Raw genomic sequence first — 15,581 nt, 5'->3', positions numbered from 1 at the left:
CCGTGGGTCAGCCGCGGCCGTGCCGCAGCGCGGGGTGCTCGCCCGCCGCGACCAGGTCGGAGACGGCGGACCTGGGGTCGCGGCCGGTGACGAGGGACTCGCCGACGAGGACCGCGTCGGCGCCGGCGTTGGCGTACGCGATGAGGTCGTGCGGGCCACGGACGCCGGACTCGGCGACCTTGACGATGTGGTCGGGGACCTCCGGGGCGACCCGCTCGAACGTGCCACGGTCCACCTCGAGCGTCTTGAGGTTGCGCGCGTTGACGCCGATCACCCGGGCGCCCGCGTCGACGGCCCGGTCGACCTCGTCCTCGTCGTGCACCTCGACGAGCGGGGTGAGGCCGATCGATTCGGCACGCTCGATGAGGGACTCCAGAGCGGACTGCTCGAGGGCCGCGACGATCAGCAGCGCGAGGTCGGCGCCGTACGCGCGTGCCTCCCACAGCTGGTACGACGTGACGATGAAGTCCTTGCGCAGGACCGGGATGTCCACGCGTGCGCGGACCGCTTCGAGGTCGGCCAGGGAGCCGCCGAAGCGGCGCTGCTCGGTGAGGACGGAGATGACGGACGCGCCGCCCGCCTCGTAGTCCGCGGCGAGCGCGGCGGGGTCGGCGATCGCGGCGAGCGCGCCCTTGGAGGGGCTGGACCGCTTCACCTCGCAGATGACCTTGACGCCGTCGCCGCGCAGGGCCGCCACGCCGTCCTTGGCCGCGGGGGCCTTCGCCGCGCGCTCCTTGAGCTCGTCGAGGCTGACGCGCGCCTGCCGCTCCGCGAGGTCGGCACGGACTCCGTCGATGATCTCGTCGAGCACACTCACGCGAGCGGCCCCCTTCCAGACGGTTGGTGAAACGGTGGGCTTGCGCCACCGTCCTCGCGTCCCCGGGTGAAACCGCTGGGCGAAAACCGGTGGTCATTGCGATGGTATCCGCAGGGCGGCCCCGCATCCGCATCCGGTGGACGCCGGTCCCACACCCTGGACGTCCCGGCACGGATCAGGGATGCAGCCAGTGGCCGAACGGCAGGTTGCGCACGAGCGTGAAGACCAGCAGCAACGTCCCCGCGCTCCACGCGTGGACCGGTCCGGGATCGAAGCGCATCGGCCGGCCGCGCACCGCGCGGACCACCCAGACGGTCCACAGCACGGCGCACAGCACATAGCCGGTGACCGCGAGCGCGTTGTCCTGGAGCGCCGCCGTGAGGTCGCCGTGGACGACGGCGTGCGCGCTGCGCAGTCCGCCGCAGCCGGGGCAGTAGATGCCGGTGAGCCGGAGCAGGGGGCAGGCCGGATAGTGGCCGGGCTGGTTCGGGTCGACCGTGCCGACGTAGGCGAAGGCGGCGGTGACGGCCGCGAGGGCGCCCGCGGGGAGGGCGAGCCCGCGCGGCACGGGACGCGGGCGCGCCGGGATCGTCGTCCGGGGCGGCGCCGGGTGCTGGACGTCCGTGGGGTGCGGGCTGTCGGCTTCCACACCTCGCATTGTGCCCGGCGCGGGGCGCGGACGCGCGCGTGAGGGGCGGCCCGGGCCCGCCCCTCACCCGAGGTCGTACGGGGTTCCGCTCAGGCGTCGGCCGGTTCGCGCTGCTGCGTCGTGTGCGCGGAGCGGGCGTTGCGCGGCTGGCCGAGGCCGGCCTTGCTCATGATGCCGCCGATGACGCCGCCGATCAGCACGATGACCATGCCGGCCCAGAAGCCCGCCGGCACCGCCATCACCATGAACGCGCCCGCGACGCAGAAACCGATGAAGGCGATGATGACACCGGTCCAGGCGGCCGGGGTGTGACCGTGGCTGCTGCCCGCCATTGCTTGCTCCTCGTTGCTGTGTACGTGACTGAGCAGGACGCTCGCGCTCATTGTCCCGCACGCGTACGCGTGCCGTGAGCGGGGGTGCGCCACGCGTGCGTGCCGCCCTGCGCGGCCCGCCGCGGCCAGGGCCCCCGGCGGGCCGGCCGGGAGCCGGGCGGCCGGGGCGGGCCGGCCCGCCCGTCAGGCTCCTGTGGGGTCCTCGCCCCGGTCGAGGGCCTTCCACAGGTCCTCGGGGCGGTCGGGGTCGACGGCGGGTGCGGAGCTGCGGGCGGGGCGGGCGGCACCGCGTTCGTAGCGGCCGGACATCGTGGGCCACATCCGGCCGTAGCGCAGCGCGAGCAGTCCGGCGAGCAGGAGCAGCACGCCGCCGGCGACGGCGACGTAGGGCCAGCCGGTGTGGCTGAGGGAGTCGACGGTGGCGGAGGTGTCGCCGGTCGCCTCGGCGGCCTTGGTGTCGAGGGCGCCGCTGTCGGAGGCGCCGAGGGAGGCGGCCACGATCGTGCCCGCGCCGCACAGGGCGAGCAGGGCGGCGACGGCGAAGCGGCCGGTGCGGCGGACGGCGAAGACGGCGACGAGCGCGGCGAGGCCCACTATGGCGAGCGCGGCGGGGACGCCGGTGACGTCGCTGCCCTGCGCGGTCAGCGGGAACTCGCCGCCGGCCACCGTCGCGGTGCCCTCCGACCAGCGCTGTCGGGTGGCCAGCAGGACCACGGCCGCGCCGAGCGCGCCGCTGAGGAGGGCGATGGCCAGGCTCCGGCGGCCGGCCCGGGCGGGGCCTGCGGCTTCGGGACGAAGGTGCGGTACGGCAGTCACGTACCCCAGTGTCGCCTGAACCCCGGGCGAAACGTCACCCGGGGCTCACGTGAGAAGCGCCCTACTTTCCGAGCCGGTTCGCGGTGTGCACCGCCCTCAGCACGGCCGCCGCCTTGTTGCGGCACTCGGTGTCCTCGGCGACCGGGTCGGAGTCGGCGACGACACCGGCGCCGGCCTGCACGTAGGCGGTGCCGTCGCGCAGCAGGGCGGTGCGGATGGCGATGGCGGTGTCGGAGTCGCCCGCGAAGTCGAGGTAGCCGACGCAGCCGCCGTACAGGCCGCGCCGGGACGGTTCGAGTTCGTCGATGATCTGCATGGCGCGCGGCTTGGGCGCGCCGGAGAGCGTGCCGGCGGGGAAGCAGGCGGTGAGGACGTCGAAGGCGGTGCGGCCGGGCGCGACGCGGCCGGTGACCGTCGACACGATGTGCATGACGTGCGAGTACCGCTCGACGGACATGAAGTCGACGACCTCCACGGAGCCCGGCTCGCAGACCCGGCCGAGGTCGTTGCGGCCGAGGTCGACCAGCATGAGGTGCTCGGCGCGTTCCTTGGGGTCGCCGAGGAGCTCGTCGGCGAGGGCCTGGTCCTCCTGCGGGGTGGCGCCGCGGTGCCGGGTGCCGGCGATGGGGTGGACCATGGCCCGTCCGCCCTCGACCTTCACCAGCGCCTCGGGTGACGAGCCGACCACGTCGAAGCCCTCGAAGCGGAACAGGTACATGTACGGCGAGGGGTTGGTGGTCCGCAGGACGCGGTAGACGTCGAGGGCGCTCGCCGTGCAGGGCGTCTCGAAGCGCTGGGAGGGCACGACCTGGAAGGCCTCGCCCGCGCGGATGCGCTCCTTGATGTCGTCCACGGCCCGCTGGTAGTCCGGGCCGCCCCACAGCGCGGTGTACTCGGGCAGTTCGGAGGAGGGCAGCCGGACCGGGGGCTGGGCGACCGGGCGGGAGAGGTCGGTCTCCATGGCGTCGAGGCGGGCGACGGCGTCCGCGTACGCCTCGTCGACGCCGGTCTCCAGGTCGTTGTGGTTTATCGCGTTGGCGATCAGCAGGACCGAGCCCTCCCAGTGGTCCATCACGGCGAGGTCGCTGGTGAGGAGCATGGTCAGCTCGGGCAGCCGCAGGTCGTCGCGCTCGCCGGGGCCGATCTTCTCCAGGCGGCGCACGATGTCGTAGCCGAGGTAGCCGACCATGCCGCCGGTGAAGGGCGGCAGGCCCTCCTGGTGCGGGGTGTGCAGGGCCTCGGAGGTGGCGCGCAGCGCGGCGAGCGGGTCTCCCTCGGTGGGGACGCCGACCGGCGGGGTGCCCAGCCAGTGGACCCGGCCGTCCCGCTCCGTGAGGGTGGCCGCGGAGCGCACGCCGACGAAGGAGTAGCGGGACCAGGAGCGGCCGTTCTCCGCGGACTCCAGCAGGAACGTGCCGGGGCGTTCGGCGGCGAGCTTGCGGTAGAGGGCGACCGGGGTGTCGCCGTCGGCGAGGAGTTTGCGGGTGACGGGGATGACGCGGCGGTCGACGGCGAACTTGCGGAACGTCTCGAGATCCATGGCGGCAGACCCTACTGACCTTCGGCCGGGACGCCGGAACCGGCGCCTCGGGACGGTGCGTCGGCAAGCAGCACGTCGGCGTCGAAGCAGGTGCGGGCGCCGGTGTGGCAGGCCGCTCCGGTCTGGTCGACCTTGACCAGCACGGTGTCGGCGTCGCAGTCCAGGGCGACGGACCTGACGTGCTGGACGTGGCCCGAGGTGTCGCCCTTGACCCAGTACTCCCGGCGGCTGCGCGACCAGTAGGTGCAGCGGCCGGTGGTGAGCGTGCGGTGCAGCGCCTCGTCGTCCATCCAGCCGAGCATCAGCACCTCTCCGGTGTCGTACTGCTGGGCGATGGCGGGCAGGAGGCCGTCCGGGGTGCGCTTGAGGCGCGCGGCGATCTCCGGGGCGAGGCGGCTGGGCCGGGGGGACGAACTGGTCATGGCTGCCATTGTGCCGCGCGGCGGCCGGTTGCCCGGTGGGGCGTCCGCGGTGCGGACACCGGGGCCCGACCGGAACGCGCCGCCCGGCACGCGACACCGGCGTCGCCGTGCGGACAGGGCCCGGGGGCGGTCGTAGGCTGGCGGCATGTCGACCCATGCGAAGCGTGAACGGCTCCTTCTCGCCGACCTGCTGGAGACCGCGGGGCCCGAGGCTCCGACTCTGTGCGAGGGCTGGCTGACCCGTGATCTCGCCGCGCACGTGGTGGTGCGCGAGCGCCGTCCGGACGCGGCGGGCGGCATCCTCGTCAAGCAGCTCGCGCCCCGTCTGGAGCGGGTGACGGCGCAGTTCCTGGCGAAGCCGTACGAGGAGCTGATCCAGCTGATCCGGACGGGCCCGCCGCGTTTCTCTCCGTTCGCGCTGAAGCAGGTCGACGAGATGTCGAACACGGTCGAGTTCTACGTCCACACCGAGGACGTGCGCCGCGCCCGGCCCGACTGGACGCCGCGCGCGCTCGACCCGGTGTTCCAGGACGCGCTGTGGGCCCGGCTCGAGCGCACCGCCCGGCTGATCGGGCGCGGGCTGCCGACCGGTCTGGTGCTACGGCGTCCGAACGGCCAGACGACGGTGGCCCGGCGTGGCACACCGGTCGTGACGGTGACCGGCGAGCCGTCGGAGCTGGTCCTGTTCGCCTACGGCCGGCAGGGCGCCGCTAAAGTCCAGGCGGACGGCGACGCGGACGCGATCGCCAGGCTGCACGAGTCGAAGCAGCTCGGGATCTGATCCCGGGCCGCCTGCGGAAGGACACCCCGTGATCAAGGTCGCCATGACCAGCGTGTACGTCGACGACGTCGCCAGGGCGCATGCCTTCTACACGGATGTCCTGGGCTTCGAGACGCGCTTCCGCATGGACGCGGGCGGCGGCAGTCCGTTCGTCACGGTGGGGGCGCCCCACGGCGCCCAGCCGGACCTCCAGTTGCTGCTCGAGCCGGGTCGGGGCCCGATCGCGGAGCCGTACCGCAGGGCGGTGCGGGAGGCGGGGCTGCCCTCCATCGTGTTCTCGGTGGACGACGTGCGCGCCGAGTACGAGCGGCTGCGCGGCCTCGGCGTGCTCTTCCCGCAGGAGCCGCAGGAGCAGGGCCCGGTGCTCACGGCCGTCCTGGACGACACGGTGGGCAACCTGATCCAGCTGACGCAGCCGAAGATCTAGCGGGCGAGGTCGGCCGAGGGGCTCGGCTGCCGGGTCAGCCCGGCAGTACGGCTTCTCTGAGGCCGGGGAAGCAGAGCGCGACGACCCCGCCGAGTCCGCAGACCACCGCGCTCGTGACGAACACCGGGCCGGTGCCCCAGGCGCCGATCGCGGCGGCGGCCACCGGCATGCTGAGCGGGGCGAGGCCCAGGGAGACGAGGCTCGCGGCGGAGGACACGCGGCCGAGGTAGGCGGGCTCGGACTGGGTCTGCAGCAGGGCGCCGCACACGGCACCGCTGAGCCCGACGAGCAGTCCGACGAGCAGCGCGGTGCCGACGGCCGCCACGACCCCGGGCGCGTACGCGAGATATCCCATGGCGGCGGCGCCGGGAAGGATCGTGCCCGCCACGGCGTACCCGGCGTGCGGCAGCCGGCCCCGGACGACGAGCAGCAGCGAGGCGAGGCCGGCGCCCGTGCCGAAGCCGGCGAGCACCCAGCCCATGCCGGTGGCGCCCCAGCCGCGTTCGTCGGCCAGCAGGGTCAGCCCGACGTTGAGGGGGCCGACGAAGCCGAGGTCCCCGAGGGCGATGGCCAGCACGAGCGGGGCGAGGACGCGGTGCCGGCGGATGTGGCGCAGCCCGTCGCGCAGTTCGGCCCGGGCCCCGGCCGGGGCCTTCGCGGCGGCCGTCGCGGGCGGGGTGTCGTCCGGCGGCAGGTCCCGGACACGGACGCCGATCAGCAGCGGTACCGACACCGCGATCAGCAGGCCCGCCAGGGCGAACGCGGTGGCGGCGCCGCCGAGGGCCACACCGAGGCCGCCCAGCGGGGCGCCGACGACGCCCGCGACGCGCACGGCGAGACCGCGCATGCCCTGCACCCGCGCGAGCTGGTCCCGGCTCGTCACCCGCGCGGGCAGGGCGCCCACGGCGGGCACGAACACGGCGTCCACGGTGCCGAACACCACGGCGAGCGCGGCCAGCGGCCACAGCCCGGGTTCGGTGAGGAACAGCAGGGAGGCCACGGCGAGGACGGCCGCGCAGCGCACGGTGTCGCTGACGATGACGACCCGGCGCGGCCCGAACCGGTCGGCGATCACTCCCCCGGCCAGCATCAGCAGCGCGCGCGGCACCGCGCTCGCCGTCATCACGAGCCCGGCCTGCGCGGGTGTACCGGCGCTCACAGCCGCCCAGGACAGGGCGATGTAGTACATCTGGTCGCCGACCATCGACGCGGTGTAGGCGCCGACCCAGCGCAGGACGTTGCCGTCCCGGTGGGCGGGCCCGGCGGTGACGGGGGTTTCCCCGGGGAGTGTCGTGGCCACGGGCGGACGCCTCTCAGACGCGGAACGGGAAGCCGTACACGTGCAGCGCGACGTTCTCGCGCCCTTCGCTGTCCCCTGCGGCCTCGGCGGCGCGGCCCCTCGCGTCGTACTTCTTCAGCAGGGCGTGCAACTCCCCGGACAGTTCGGCGAGTTCGGCCGCGGTGAGCCGTGCCAGGTACTCGGAGTCGAGGGAGGCGCTCTTCCACTCGGCGCTCCAGTGGGACCGGGTGTCGAGGTGCCGGCGGTAGAGCTCGCTGCGCTGCTCGTGGATGAGCCGGGAGGCGGCGGCGTGCGCGGCGGCCTTCTCCGGGGCGTCGCTGAAGTCCTCGTCGTGGATGCTGAGGCCGTCCGACGCGGGCCGCCACCACCGTTCGCGTCCGTCCTCGCTCTGCGGGTCGGCCTGCTCGATCAGGCCGTGGTCGGCGAGCTTGCGCAGGTGGTAGCTGACCAGGGACACCGCCTCGTCGACCTGGTCGGCGAGGTGCGAGGCGGTGGCCGTGCGGCTGACGTACAGCAGCCGGTACAGCCGCATCCGCAGGGGGTGGGCCAGCGCCTTGAGCGTGCCCATGTCGGTGATCCGCCGGTTCTCCTTGCTCGCCATACCCGAACCGTAGACAGAAAAGAAAAATTGCACAACTTATCTTGCGCAGTTTTTCTTTCACGTCGGGCACGGGAAAGCCCCGGCCGCTCCTGGCGACCGGGGCCCCGCGTGCCGCGCGCTACCTGACCGGTTGCCCGGCCGCGCGCAGCGCCTGTTTCACCTCGCCGACGCGCAGGTCGCCGAAGTGGAAGACGGAGGCCGCCAGGACGGCGTTTGCGCCCGCCTCGACGGCCGGGGCGAAGTCGGCGAGCCTGCCGGCGCCGCCGGAGGCGATCACCGGGACGGTCACGTGCTCCCGGACCGCTCTGATCATCTCCAGGTCGTAGCCGTCCTTGGTGCCGTCCGCGTCCATCGAGTTGAGCAGGATCTCGCCCGCGCCCAGCTCGGCGGCCCGGTGCGCCCACTCGACCGCGTCCATGCCGGTGCCCTGGCGGCCGCCGTGCGTGGTGACCTCGAAGGAGCCCGGCCCGGTGCGCCGCGCGTCCACCGACAGGACGAGGACCTGCCGTCCGAAGCGTTCGGCGATCTCTCGGATGAGGTCCGGGCGGGCGATGGCGGCGGTGTTGACCCCCACCTTGTCGGCGCCCGCGCGCAGCAGCTTGTCCACGTCCTCGGCCGTACGGACACCGCCGCCGACCGTCAGCGGGATGAACACCTGCTCGGCGGTGCGGCGCACCACGTCGTAGGTGGTCTCGCGGTTGCCGGACGAGGCGGTGATGTCCAGGAACGTCAGCTCGTCGGCACCCTCGGCGTCGTACACCTTGGCCATCTCGACGGGGTCGCCCGCGTCGCGCAGGTTCTCGAAGTTGACGCCCTTGACGACCCGGCCGTCGTCCACGTCCAGGCAGGGGATGACTCGTACGGCCAGGGTCATGCGGATGCTCCGTGTTCTCCGCCGGGCCGGTACGCCTCCACCTCGACCTCGACCACCAGATTGGGGTCCACGAAGCCGGAGACGATGATCATGGATGCGGCGGGGCGGACCGTGTCGAACAGCTCCTTGTGGGCGCGTCCCACCTCGTCCACGTCCCGGGCGTGGGTGAGGTACATGCGGGTGCGGACGACGTCGTCGCGGCCGAGGCCCAGCTGACGCAGCGCCGAGAAGGCCGACTCGAAGGCGTTGGCCGTCTGCTCGTAGGGGTCACCCGCGACGATCTGGCCGTCCACGACGGACGTGCAGCCGGACACCAGCACCAGTCCGTTCGGCAGTTCCACCGCGCGGGAGTAGCCGAAGGCCTCCTCCCAGGGCCCGCCGGACGAGACGCGTCGTACGTCGCTCACTCGGCCACCGCCGCCAGGGCCTCTTCCAGGGTGAACGCCTCGGCGTACAGGGCCTTTCCGACGATGGCGCCCTCGACGCCGAGCGGGACGAGGCCGGCGATGGCACGCAGGTCGTCCAGGGAGGAGACGCCGCCGGAGGCGACGACGGGGCGGTCGGTGGCCGCGCAGACGTTCTTCAGCAGCTCCAGGTTGGGCCCCTGGAGGGTGCCGTCCTTGGCGATGTCCGTGACCACGTACCGCGCGCAGCCCTCCTTGTCGAGGCGCTCCAGCGTCTCGTAGAGGTCGCCGCCGTCGCGGGTCCAGCCCCGGCCGCGCAGCGTCGTGCCGCGGACGTCGAGGCCGACGGCGATCTTGTCGCCGTGCTCGGCGATGACCCCGGCGACCCACTCGGGGGTCTCCAGGGCGGCCGTGCCGAGGTTGACGCGGGTGCAGCCGGTGGCGAGCGCGGCGGCGAGGGTGTCGTCGTCGCGGATACCGCCGGACAGCTCCACCTTGATGTCCATGGCCTGCGCGACCCCGGCGATCAGCTCGCGGTTGTTCCCGGTGCCGAACGCGGCGTCCAGGTCCACGAGGTGCAGCCACTCGGCGCCGGAGCGCTGCCAGGCGAGGGCGGCCTGAAGCGGCGAGCCGTAGGAGGTCTCGGTGCCGGACTCGCCGTGCACGAGGCGCACGGCCTGGCCGTCGCGGACGTCTACGGCGGGGAGGAGTTCGAGCGTGGCCATGTCTCTACAGGGTTCCGATCCAGTTGGTGAGGAGCTGGGCGCCGGCGTCGCCGGACTTCTCGGGGTGGAACTGCGTCGCCCACAGCGCGCCGTTCTCCACGGCCGCCACGAAGGGCTTGCCGTGCGTGGTCCAGGTGACCTTGGGCGCGGCGAAGGCCGGGTTGTGGGTCTCCAGGTTCCAGTCGTGCACGGCGTAGGAGTGCACGAAGTAGTACCGGGCGTCCGCGTCCAGGCCGGCGAACAGTTGGGAGTCGGCCGGTGCCTCGACGGTGTTCCAGCCCATGTGGGGCACGACGTCGGCCTGGAGGGGTTCGACCGAGCCGGGCCACTCGCCGAGCCCCTCGGCCTCCACGCCGTGCTCGATGCCGCGCGCGAAGAGGATCTGCATGCCGACGCAGATGCCGAGGACGGGGCGTCCCCCGGACAGCCGCCGGTCCACGATCCAGTCGCCGCGCGCCGCGGTCAGCCCGTCCATGCAGGCGGCGAACGCGCCGACGCCGGGCACCAGCAGCCCGTCGGCGTTCATGGCCCGGTCGAAGTCACGGGTGATCTCGACGTCGGCGCCCGCGCGGGCGAGGGCGCGCTCGGCGGAACGGACGTTGCCGAAGCCGTAGTCGAAGACGACGACCTTCCTGGGGGCGGTCAACTCCACACCTCCAGCCTCATGACGCCCGCGACGAGGCACATCGCGGTGCCGATGGAGAGGAGCACGATCAGGCTCTTGGGCATCTGCTGCTTGACGAAGGAGATCACGCCGCCGAGCAGGAAGAGACCGACGACGATCAGCAGGGTGGACAGGCCGTTCACAGGGCGCCCTTCGTGGAGGGGAGGATGCCGGCCGCGCGCGGGTCGCGCTCGGACGCGTAACGCAGGGCACGGGCGAGGGCCTTGAACTGGCACTCCACGATGTGGTGCGCGTTGCGCCCGTAGGGCACGTGCACGTGCAGCGCGATCTGCGCCTGCGCGACGAACGACTCCAGTATGTGCCGGGTCATCGTCGTGTCGTACTCGCCGATCATCGGCGCCATCTTCTCGGGCTCGGTGTGCACGAGGTAGGGGCGGCCGGACAGGTCGACGGTGACCTGCGCGAGGGACTCGTCCAGCGGGACCGTGCAGTTGCCGAAGCGGTAGATGCCCACCTTGTCGCCGAGGGCCTGCCTGAAGGCGGCGCCCAGCGCGAGGGCGGTGTCCTCGATGGTGTGGTGGGAGTCGATGTGCAGGTCGCCCTCGGTCTTCACGGTCAGGTCGAACAGGCCGTGCCGGCCGAGCTGGTCGAGCATGTGGTCGTAGAACCCGACGCCGGTGGTGATGTCGGTTCGGCCGGTGCCGTCGAGGTCGATCTCGACGAGCACCGAGGTCTCCTTGGTGGTGCGCTCCACGCGTCCGACGCGGCTCATGCGCTCTGCTCCTTCTTCATGTCACGGACCGCGTCGAGGAACGCGTCGTTCTCGGCGGGGGTGCCGGCGGTGACCCGCAGCCATCCCGGTACGCCGTTGTCCCGGACCAGCACGCCCCGGTCGAGGATGTCCCGCCAGGCGGCGTGGGAGTCGTCGAAGCGCCCGAACTGGACGAAGTTGGCGTCGGACTCGGTCACTTCGTAGCCGTTCGCGCGCAGTTCGGCGACGAGCCGGTCCCGCTCGGCCTTGAGCTGCCGGACGTACTTCAGCAGGGTGCCGGTGTGTTCCAGGGCGGCCAGCGCGGTCGCCTGGGTGACGGCCGAGAGGTGGTACGGCAGCCGGACGAGCTGGACGGCGTCCACGACGGCCGGGTGCGCGGCGAGGTAGCCCAGGCGCAGCCCGGCCGCGCCGAACGCCTTGGACATGGTGCGGGAGACGACGAGGTGGGGGCGGCCGTCGAGCAGTGCCAGCAGCGAGTCGCCGTGGCTGAACTCGATGTACGCCTCGTCCAGGACCACCATGGACGGCTTGGCCGCCTGCGCCGCGTCGTACAGCGCGCGGACCGTCTCGGGCGGGACGGCGGTGCCGGTGGGGTTGTTGGGGGTCGTGATGAAGACGACGTCGGGCCGGTGCTCGGCCACGGCTTTCTCGGCCGCCGCCAGGTCGATGGTGAAGTCGTCGTTGCGCGGGCCGGAGATCCAGCCGGTGCCGGTGCCGCGCGCGATGAGGCTGTGCATCGAGTACGACGGCTCGAAGCCGATGGCCGTGCGGCCGGGCCCGCCGAAGGTCTGCAGCAGCTGCTGGATGACCTCGTTGGAGCCGTTGGCCGCCCACACGTTGGCGAGAGCGACCTCGTACCCGGAGGTGTCCGTCAGGTACGCGGCGAGCCGGGTGCGCAGTTCGACGGCGTCCCGGTCCGGATAGCGGTTGAGGTGCCGGGCTGCCTCACGAACCCGCTCGGCGATCCGCTCGACCAGCGGTTCGGGCAGCGGGTAGGGGTTCTCGTTGGTGTTCAGCCGGACGGGGACGTCCAGCTGGGGCGCGCCGTACGGGGACTTGCCGCGCAGCTCGTCCCGTACGGGGAGATCGTCGATCCGGATGTTCACTTGCCCTCCGGCACCTTCCAGTCGAAACGTGCCTTGATCGCCGCACCGTGCGCGGGCAGGTCCTCGGCCTCGGCGAGTGTCACCACGTGGTGGGCGACGTCGGCGAGCGCGTCGCGCGTGTAGTCCACGACGTGGATGCCGCGCAGGAACGACTGCACGGACAGGCCGGAGGAGTGGCAGGCGCAGCCGCCGGTGGGCAGGACGTGGTTCGATCCGGCCGCGTAGTCCCCGAGGGAGACGGGCGCCCACGGGCCGACGAAGATCGCGCCGGCGTTCTTCACCCGGTCGGCGACCGCGGCGGCGTCGGCGGTCTGGATCTCCAGGTGCTCCGCGCCGTACGCGTCGACCACGCGCAGGCCCTCCTCGATGGAGTCGACCAGCACGATCGCGGACTGCCTGCCCCGAAGAGCCGGCACGATCCGGTCGTCGACGTGCTTGGTGGCGGCGACCTGCGGCCGGAGCTCCTTGTCGACCGCGTCGGCGAGCTCCGGGGAGTCGGTGACGAGGACGGCGGCGGCCAGCGGGTCGTGCTCGGCCTGGCTGATCAGGTCGGAGGCGACGTGCGCCGGGTCGGCGCCCGCGTCGGCCAGGACGGCGATCTCGGTGGGGCCGGCCTCGGCGTCGATGCCGATGCGGCCGGTGAAGTAGCGCTTGGCGGCGGCCACCCAGATGTTGCCGGGGCCGGTGACCATGTTCGCGGGCGGGCAGGACTCGGTGCCGTACGCGAACATCGCGACGGCGGTCGCGCCGCCCGCCGCGTACACCTCGTCCACTCCCAGCAGGGCGCACGCGGCGAGGATCGTCGGGTGCGGCAGGCCGCCGAAGTCGGCCTGGGCGGGCGAGGCGAGCGCGATCGACTCGACACCGGCCTCCTGGGCGGGCACCGCGTTCATGATCACGGAGGAGGGGTAGACCGACCGGCCGCCGGGCGCGTACAGCCCGACGCGCTCCACCGGCACCCACTTCTCGGTGACCGTGCCGCCGGGCACGACCTGCGTGACGTGGGTCGTACGGCGCTGGGCGCGGTGCACGAGGCGGGCACGGCGGACGGACTCCTCCAGGGCCGCGCGGACGGCCGGATCCAGCTCCTCCAGTGCGCGCTCGATCGCCGCGGCCGGAACCCGCACCTGGTCGAGCTTCACCCCGTCGAAGCGCTCGGCGAAGTCGATCAGTGCCGCGTCGCCGCGATGATGCACGTCCTCGCAGATCGGACGCACCTTCTCGAGGGCGGCCGAGACGTCGAAGTCGGCTCGGGGCAGCAGGTCGCGCAGAGCGGGGCCCTCCGGGAGGGCGTCGCCGCGCAGATCGATTCGGGCCAGGAAGGAATGTTGCAGCACGTGCCCAATTCTCTCAGACCCGCGCCGGGCGCTGTCCGCACGTATCAATGGCTGATACGAGCCGCTTCGGGCGGCGTCCGGAACGGTCGGCCGGCGGCAGGCCGACGGGCTGCGGGGCCGACGGGGCGGTGCGCGACCCGGCAGTGCGGTGCGCCACCCGGCGGTGCGGTGCGCCACCCGGCGGTGCGGTGCGCCACCCGGCGGTGCGGAGGGCTCAGGCAGGGCCGTCCGCTCGGGCCGCGCGCACGGCTGAAACGCACCCCTCACGCGCCCCCGGCCGAATGACTGAAACGAGCCCTTTCGGCACGCCTCGGGGCGGCCGGTGCGGCACCCTCGGGCCAGCCGGGAAGTCACCGCTACTTTTAGTGACTTTCGGCGTTCGTTTCGTCACTCAGCGGGCATGAACAGGTGTACGAAGACACCGACCGGTGAGTAGCAGAGGAGGGAGGGGGTGCTGTGAACGAGGGGGCGGGCCTCCGCGCCGGAGAACTGCCGGACGACCTGACCGCCGCCGAGGCCGGCATGTGGCAGGCCTTCCGCAACGGCAGCGTGTACGACCTGAGCAGCGGGGACCCGGCGGTGGACGACCCGCACGGCGGGCATCCGTGGGGCCCCGAGCGGACCGTACGGGCCCGCATCGTGTGCTGGCTGCTGCTGGACGGGCCGCCCGCGCTCGCGGGACGGGTCGCGGCGCTGAAGCTGTTCGGCGTGCGCATCAGCGGCACACTGGACCTCGCGGGCGGCACGGTCTCGCCGTACCTGGAGATGCGCCACTGCCGCTTCGAGCGGGAGATCCTGCTGCCGGAGGCGCGCTTCAGCACCCTCCGGCTGGTGGACTGCGACGTCCCGAGGCTGGAGGCGGCCCGCGTGCACACGGAGGGTGACCTGCACCTGCCGCGCTGCCGGTTCCACCACGGCATCCGGCTCACCGACGCCCAGATCGGCACCGACCTGATGCTCAACCAGGCGATCGTGCACCGCGACCGCAGTGGCCGCTCGATCTCCGCCGACGGCCTCGCGGTCGGCCAGGACCTCCAGGCGGAGATGCTGGAGACCGACGGCGAGGTGCGCCTGCGCGGCGCCACGGTCGGCGTCTCGCTGAGCCTGCGGGGCGCCCGGCTGTCCAACCGGTACACGCCCCTCGCGCTGAACGCCCCCCAGCTCACCGTGGAACGGACCCTGTACCTGACGCCCGCCGGTCTCGGGAACCCCCTGATGAGCGGCACGACACCGGCGCAGGGCACCCGCGTCCAGCGCTTCGAGTGCCGGGGCGGGGTGCGGCTGGACGACGGACGGTTCGGGGACGCGCTCGATTTCGGCCAGGCCAGATTCACCCTCACCGACGACCAGGAGGTGTCGCTGCGCCGGGTGCAGACACCCGAGCTGCGCTTCCTCGGCGAACACATGGAGCGCGGCCGGGTGGTGCTGTCCGGGGCACGCGTCGTGAACCTGATGGACCGGGCCGACAGCTGGCCGGGCCCGGGCCGGCTGCACATGGGCGGTTTCACCTACGAGAACCTGGTGCCGCGCGGCCCGTTCCCGCTCGCCGAGCGCCTCGGCTGGGTGGCCGCCGCGACCGCCGAGTACAACCCCGAGCCGTACGAGCTGCTCGCCGCGGTGCTGCGGGCCGGCGGCGAGGACGAGGACGCGCGCGAGGTGCTGCTCGCCAAGCAGCGCAGACGCCGCGAGAGCCTGCCGCTGGCCGCGAAGCTGTGGGGGTACGCCCAGGACTGGACGGTCGCCTACGGGTACCGGCCGGGCCGGGCCGCGGTGTGGATGGCGGTGCTGTGGGCGGCAAGCTCCTTCGCCTTCGCGCACGCCGACCATCCACCGCTGAAGCGGGGTGAGCATCCCGACTGGGACCCCGCCCTGTTCGCCCTCGACCTGCTGCTTCCGGTCATCGAGCTGGGTCAGGTGGGCTTCTGGCAGCTGAACGGCGGCTGGCAGTGGCTGGCCGCGGCGATGATCCTGCTGGGCTGGGTCCTCGCGACGACGGTGGCGGCGGGCGCGACCCGCCTGCTGCGCCGGAGCTGACGGCGGGCGGGCGGCGGCG

19 protein-coding genes are annotated in these 15,581 nt (G+C 73.2%); 3 read left to right on the top strand and 16 right to left on the bottom strand.

What is annotated here, in order from left to right:
* Window positions 1-7: 7 nt before the first annotated feature.
* The 6 genes from trpC to hisI form a co-directional block, all read right to left on the bottom strand.
* Window positions 8-817, bottom strand: a complete 810-nt coding sequence (trpC, locus tag ABZ354_RS05175) for an indole-3-glycerol phosphate synthase TrpC (protein ID WP_358653072.1) — start codon at window positions 815-817, stop codon at window positions 8-10.
* 175 nt (window positions 818-992) lie between these two features.
* Window positions 993-1,475, bottom strand: coding sequence for a DUF2752 domain-containing protein (locus tag ABZ354_RS05170; RefSeq protein ID WP_358653070.1), 483 nt, complete (start codon window positions 1,473-1,475; stop codon window positions 993-995).
* Window positions 1,476-1,555: 80 nt separating this feature from the next.
* Window positions 1,556-1,798, bottom strand: coding sequence for an HGxxPAAW family protein (locus ABZ354_RS05165; protein ID WP_358653068.1), 243 nt, complete (start codon window positions 1,796-1,798; stop codon window positions 1,556-1,558).
* Window positions 1,799-1,981: 183 nt separating this feature from the next.
* Complete coding sequence (locus tag ABZ354_RS05160; RefSeq protein ID WP_358653174.1) at window positions 1,982-2,623, bottom strand: TIGR02234 family membrane protein; 642 nt, start codon at window positions 2,621-2,623, stop codon at window positions 1,982-1,984.
* Window positions 2,624-2,675: 52 nt separating this feature from the next.
* Window positions 2,676-4,154 (bottom strand): anthranilate synthase component I, encoded by a 1,479-nt coding sequence (locus tag ABZ354_RS05155; protein WP_358653066.1) that lies wholly within the window; start codon window positions 4,152-4,154, stop codon window positions 2,676-2,678.
* An 11-nt stretch (window positions 4,155-4,165) separates the two neighbouring features.
* Window positions 4,166-4,585 (bottom strand): phosphoribosyl-AMP cyclohydrolase, encoded by a 420-nt coding sequence (hisI, locus tag ABZ354_RS05150; protein ID WP_358653064.1) that lies wholly within the window; start codon window positions 4,583-4,585, stop codon window positions 4,166-4,168.
* Between the two features lie 136 nt (window positions 4,586-4,721).
* Here hisI and ABZ354_RS05145 point away from each other — a divergent pair, with 136 nt between their 5' ends.
* Together ABZ354_RS05145 and ABZ354_RS05140 are read left to right on the top strand one after the other, a co-directional pair.
* The gene (locus tag ABZ354_RS05145) at window positions 4,722-5,357 is read left to right on the top strand and encodes a TIGR03085 family metal-binding protein (protein WP_358653062.1); all 636 of its coding nucleotides are present in this window, start codon (window positions 4,722-4,724) and stop codon (window positions 5,355-5,357) included.
* 28 nt (window positions 5,358-5,385) lie between these two features.
* On the top strand, window positions 5,386-5,784 hold the full coding sequence (locus ABZ354_RS05140) for a VOC family protein (RefSeq protein ID WP_358653060.1): 399 nt from the start codon (window positions 5,386-5,388) through the stop codon (window positions 5,782-5,784).
* A gap of 34 nt (window positions 5,785-5,818) precedes the next feature.
* Here the strand turns inward: ABZ354_RS05140 and ABZ354_RS05135 are convergent, their stop codons facing one another.
* From ABZ354_RS05135 to hisD, 10 genes are all read right to left on the bottom strand, one after another.
* The gene (locus tag ABZ354_RS05135; protein ID WP_358653058.1) at window positions 5,819-7,084 is read right to left on the bottom strand and encodes an MFS transporter; all 1,266 of its coding nucleotides are present in this window, start codon (window positions 7,082-7,084) and stop codon (window positions 5,819-5,821) included.
* Window positions 7,085-7,097: 13 nt separating this feature from the next.
* A complete protein-coding gene (locus tag ABZ354_RS05130; protein WP_358653056.1) occupies window positions 7,098-7,685 on the bottom strand; it encodes a helix-turn-helix domain-containing protein in 588 nt (195 codons plus the stop codon).
* Window positions 7,686-7,803: 118 nt separating this feature from the next.
* On the bottom strand, window positions 7,804-8,559 hold the full coding sequence (hisF, locus tag ABZ354_RS05125) for an imidazole glycerol phosphate synthase subunit HisF (RefSeq protein ID WP_358653054.1): 756 nt from the start codon (window positions 8,557-8,559) through the stop codon (window positions 7,804-7,806).
* Window positions 8,556-8,966, bottom strand: coding sequence for a RidA family protein (locus ABZ354_RS05120; protein ID WP_358653052.1), 411 nt, complete (start codon window positions 8,964-8,966; stop codon window positions 8,556-8,558). The genes hisF and ABZ354_RS05120 overlap by 4 nt, the downstream gene beginning before the upstream one ends.
* A complete protein-coding gene (gene priA, locus ABZ354_RS05115) occupies window positions 8,963-9,688 on the bottom strand; it encodes a bifunctional 1-(5-phosphoribosyl)-5-((5-phosphoribosylamino)methylideneamino)imidazole-4-carboxamide isomerase/phosphoribosylanthranilate isomerase PriA (protein WP_358653050.1) in 726 nt (241 codons plus the stop codon). The genes ABZ354_RS05120 and priA overlap by 4 nt, the downstream gene beginning before the upstream one ends.
* A 4-nt stretch (window positions 9,689-9,692) precedes the next feature.
* On the bottom strand, window positions 9,693-10,334 hold the full coding sequence (gene hisH / locus ABZ354_RS05110) for an imidazole glycerol phosphate synthase subunit HisH (RefSeq protein ID WP_358653048.1): 642 nt from the start codon (window positions 10,332-10,334) through the stop codon (window positions 9,693-9,695).
* The gene (locus ABZ354_RS05105; protein WP_358653046.1) at window positions 10,331-10,495 is read right to left on the bottom strand and encodes a hypothetical protein; all 165 of its coding nucleotides are present in this window, start codon (window positions 10,493-10,495) and stop codon (window positions 10,331-10,333) included. The genes hisH and ABZ354_RS05105 overlap by 4 nt, the downstream gene beginning before the upstream one ends.
* On the bottom strand, window positions 10,492-11,085 hold the full coding sequence (gene hisB, locus ABZ354_RS05100) for an imidazoleglycerol-phosphate dehydratase HisB (protein WP_358653044.1): 594 nt from the start codon (window positions 11,083-11,085) through the stop codon (window positions 10,492-10,494). Before hisB ends, ABZ354_RS05105 begins: the two co-directional genes overlap by 4 nt.
* The gene (locus ABZ354_RS05095) at window positions 11,082-12,191 is read right to left on the bottom strand and encodes a histidinol-phosphate transaminase (RefSeq protein WP_358653042.1); all 1,110 of its coding nucleotides are present in this window, start codon (window positions 12,189-12,191) and stop codon (window positions 11,082-11,084) included. The genes hisB and ABZ354_RS05095 overlap by 4 nt, the downstream gene beginning before the upstream one ends.
* The gene (gene hisD / locus ABZ354_RS05090) at window positions 12,188-13,528 is read right to left on the bottom strand and encodes a histidinol dehydrogenase (protein WP_358653040.1); all 1,341 of its coding nucleotides are present in this window, start codon (window positions 13,526-13,528) and stop codon (window positions 12,188-12,190) included. The genes ABZ354_RS05095 and hisD overlap by 4 nt, the downstream gene beginning before the upstream one ends.
* A 456-nt stretch (window positions 13,529-13,984) precedes the next feature.
* On the opposite strand from hisD, the gene ABZ354_RS05085 reads away from it, so the two are divergent.
* The gene (locus ABZ354_RS05085) at window positions 13,985-15,562 is read left to right on the top strand and encodes an oxidoreductase (protein ID WP_358653038.1); all 1,578 of its coding nucleotides are present in this window, start codon (window positions 13,985-13,987) and stop codon (window positions 15,560-15,562) included.
* Window positions 15,563-15,581: the final 19 nt, after the last annotated feature.

The sequence above is a fragment of the Streptomyces sp. NPDC005925 genome, from assembly GCF_040638805.1.
Classification (GTDB): Bacteria; Actinomycetota; Actinomycetes; order Streptomycetales; family Streptomycetaceae; genus Streptomyces.
This window is presented reverse-complemented; position numbering and strand designations above follow the sequence as displayed.

Bases quoted from the DNA above. Each gene is read 5' to 3' on its own strand.
- ABZ354_RS05170 (WP_358653070.1), bottom strand. From the start codon at position 1,475: ATGCGAGGTGTGGAAGCCGACAGCCCGCACCCCACGGACGTCCAGCAC.
- ABZ354_RS05165 (WP_358653068.1), bottom strand. From the start codon at position 1,798: ATGGCGGGCAGCAGCCACGGTCACACCCCGGCCGCCTGGACCGGTGTC.
- ABZ354_RS05155 (WP_358653066.1), bottom strand. From the start codon at position 4,154: ATGGATCTCGAGACGTTCCGCAAGTTCGCCGTCGACCGCCGCGTCATC.
- hisI (WP_358653064.1), bottom strand. From the start codon at position 4,585: ATGGCAGCCATGACCAGTTCGTCCCCCCGGCCCAGCCGCCTCGCCCCG.
- ABZ354_RS05145 (WP_358653062.1), top strand. From the start codon at position 4,722: ATGTCGACCCATGCGAAGCGTGAACGGCTCCTTCTCGCCGACCTGCTG.
- ABZ354_RS05130 (WP_358653056.1), bottom strand. From the start codon at position 7,685: ATGGCGAGCAAGGAGAACCGGCGGATCACCGACATGGGCACGCTCAAG.
- hisF (WP_358653054.1), bottom strand. From the start codon at position 8,559: ATGACCCTGGCCGTACGAGTCATCCCCTGCCTGGACGTGGACGACGGC.
- priA (WP_358653050.1), bottom strand. From the start codon at position 9,688: ATGGCCACGCTCGAACTCCTCCCCGCCGTAGACGTCCGCGACGGCCAG.
- hisB (WP_358653044.1), bottom strand. From the start codon at position 11,085: ATGAGCCGCGTCGGACGCGTGGAGCGCACCACCAAGGAGACCTCGGTG.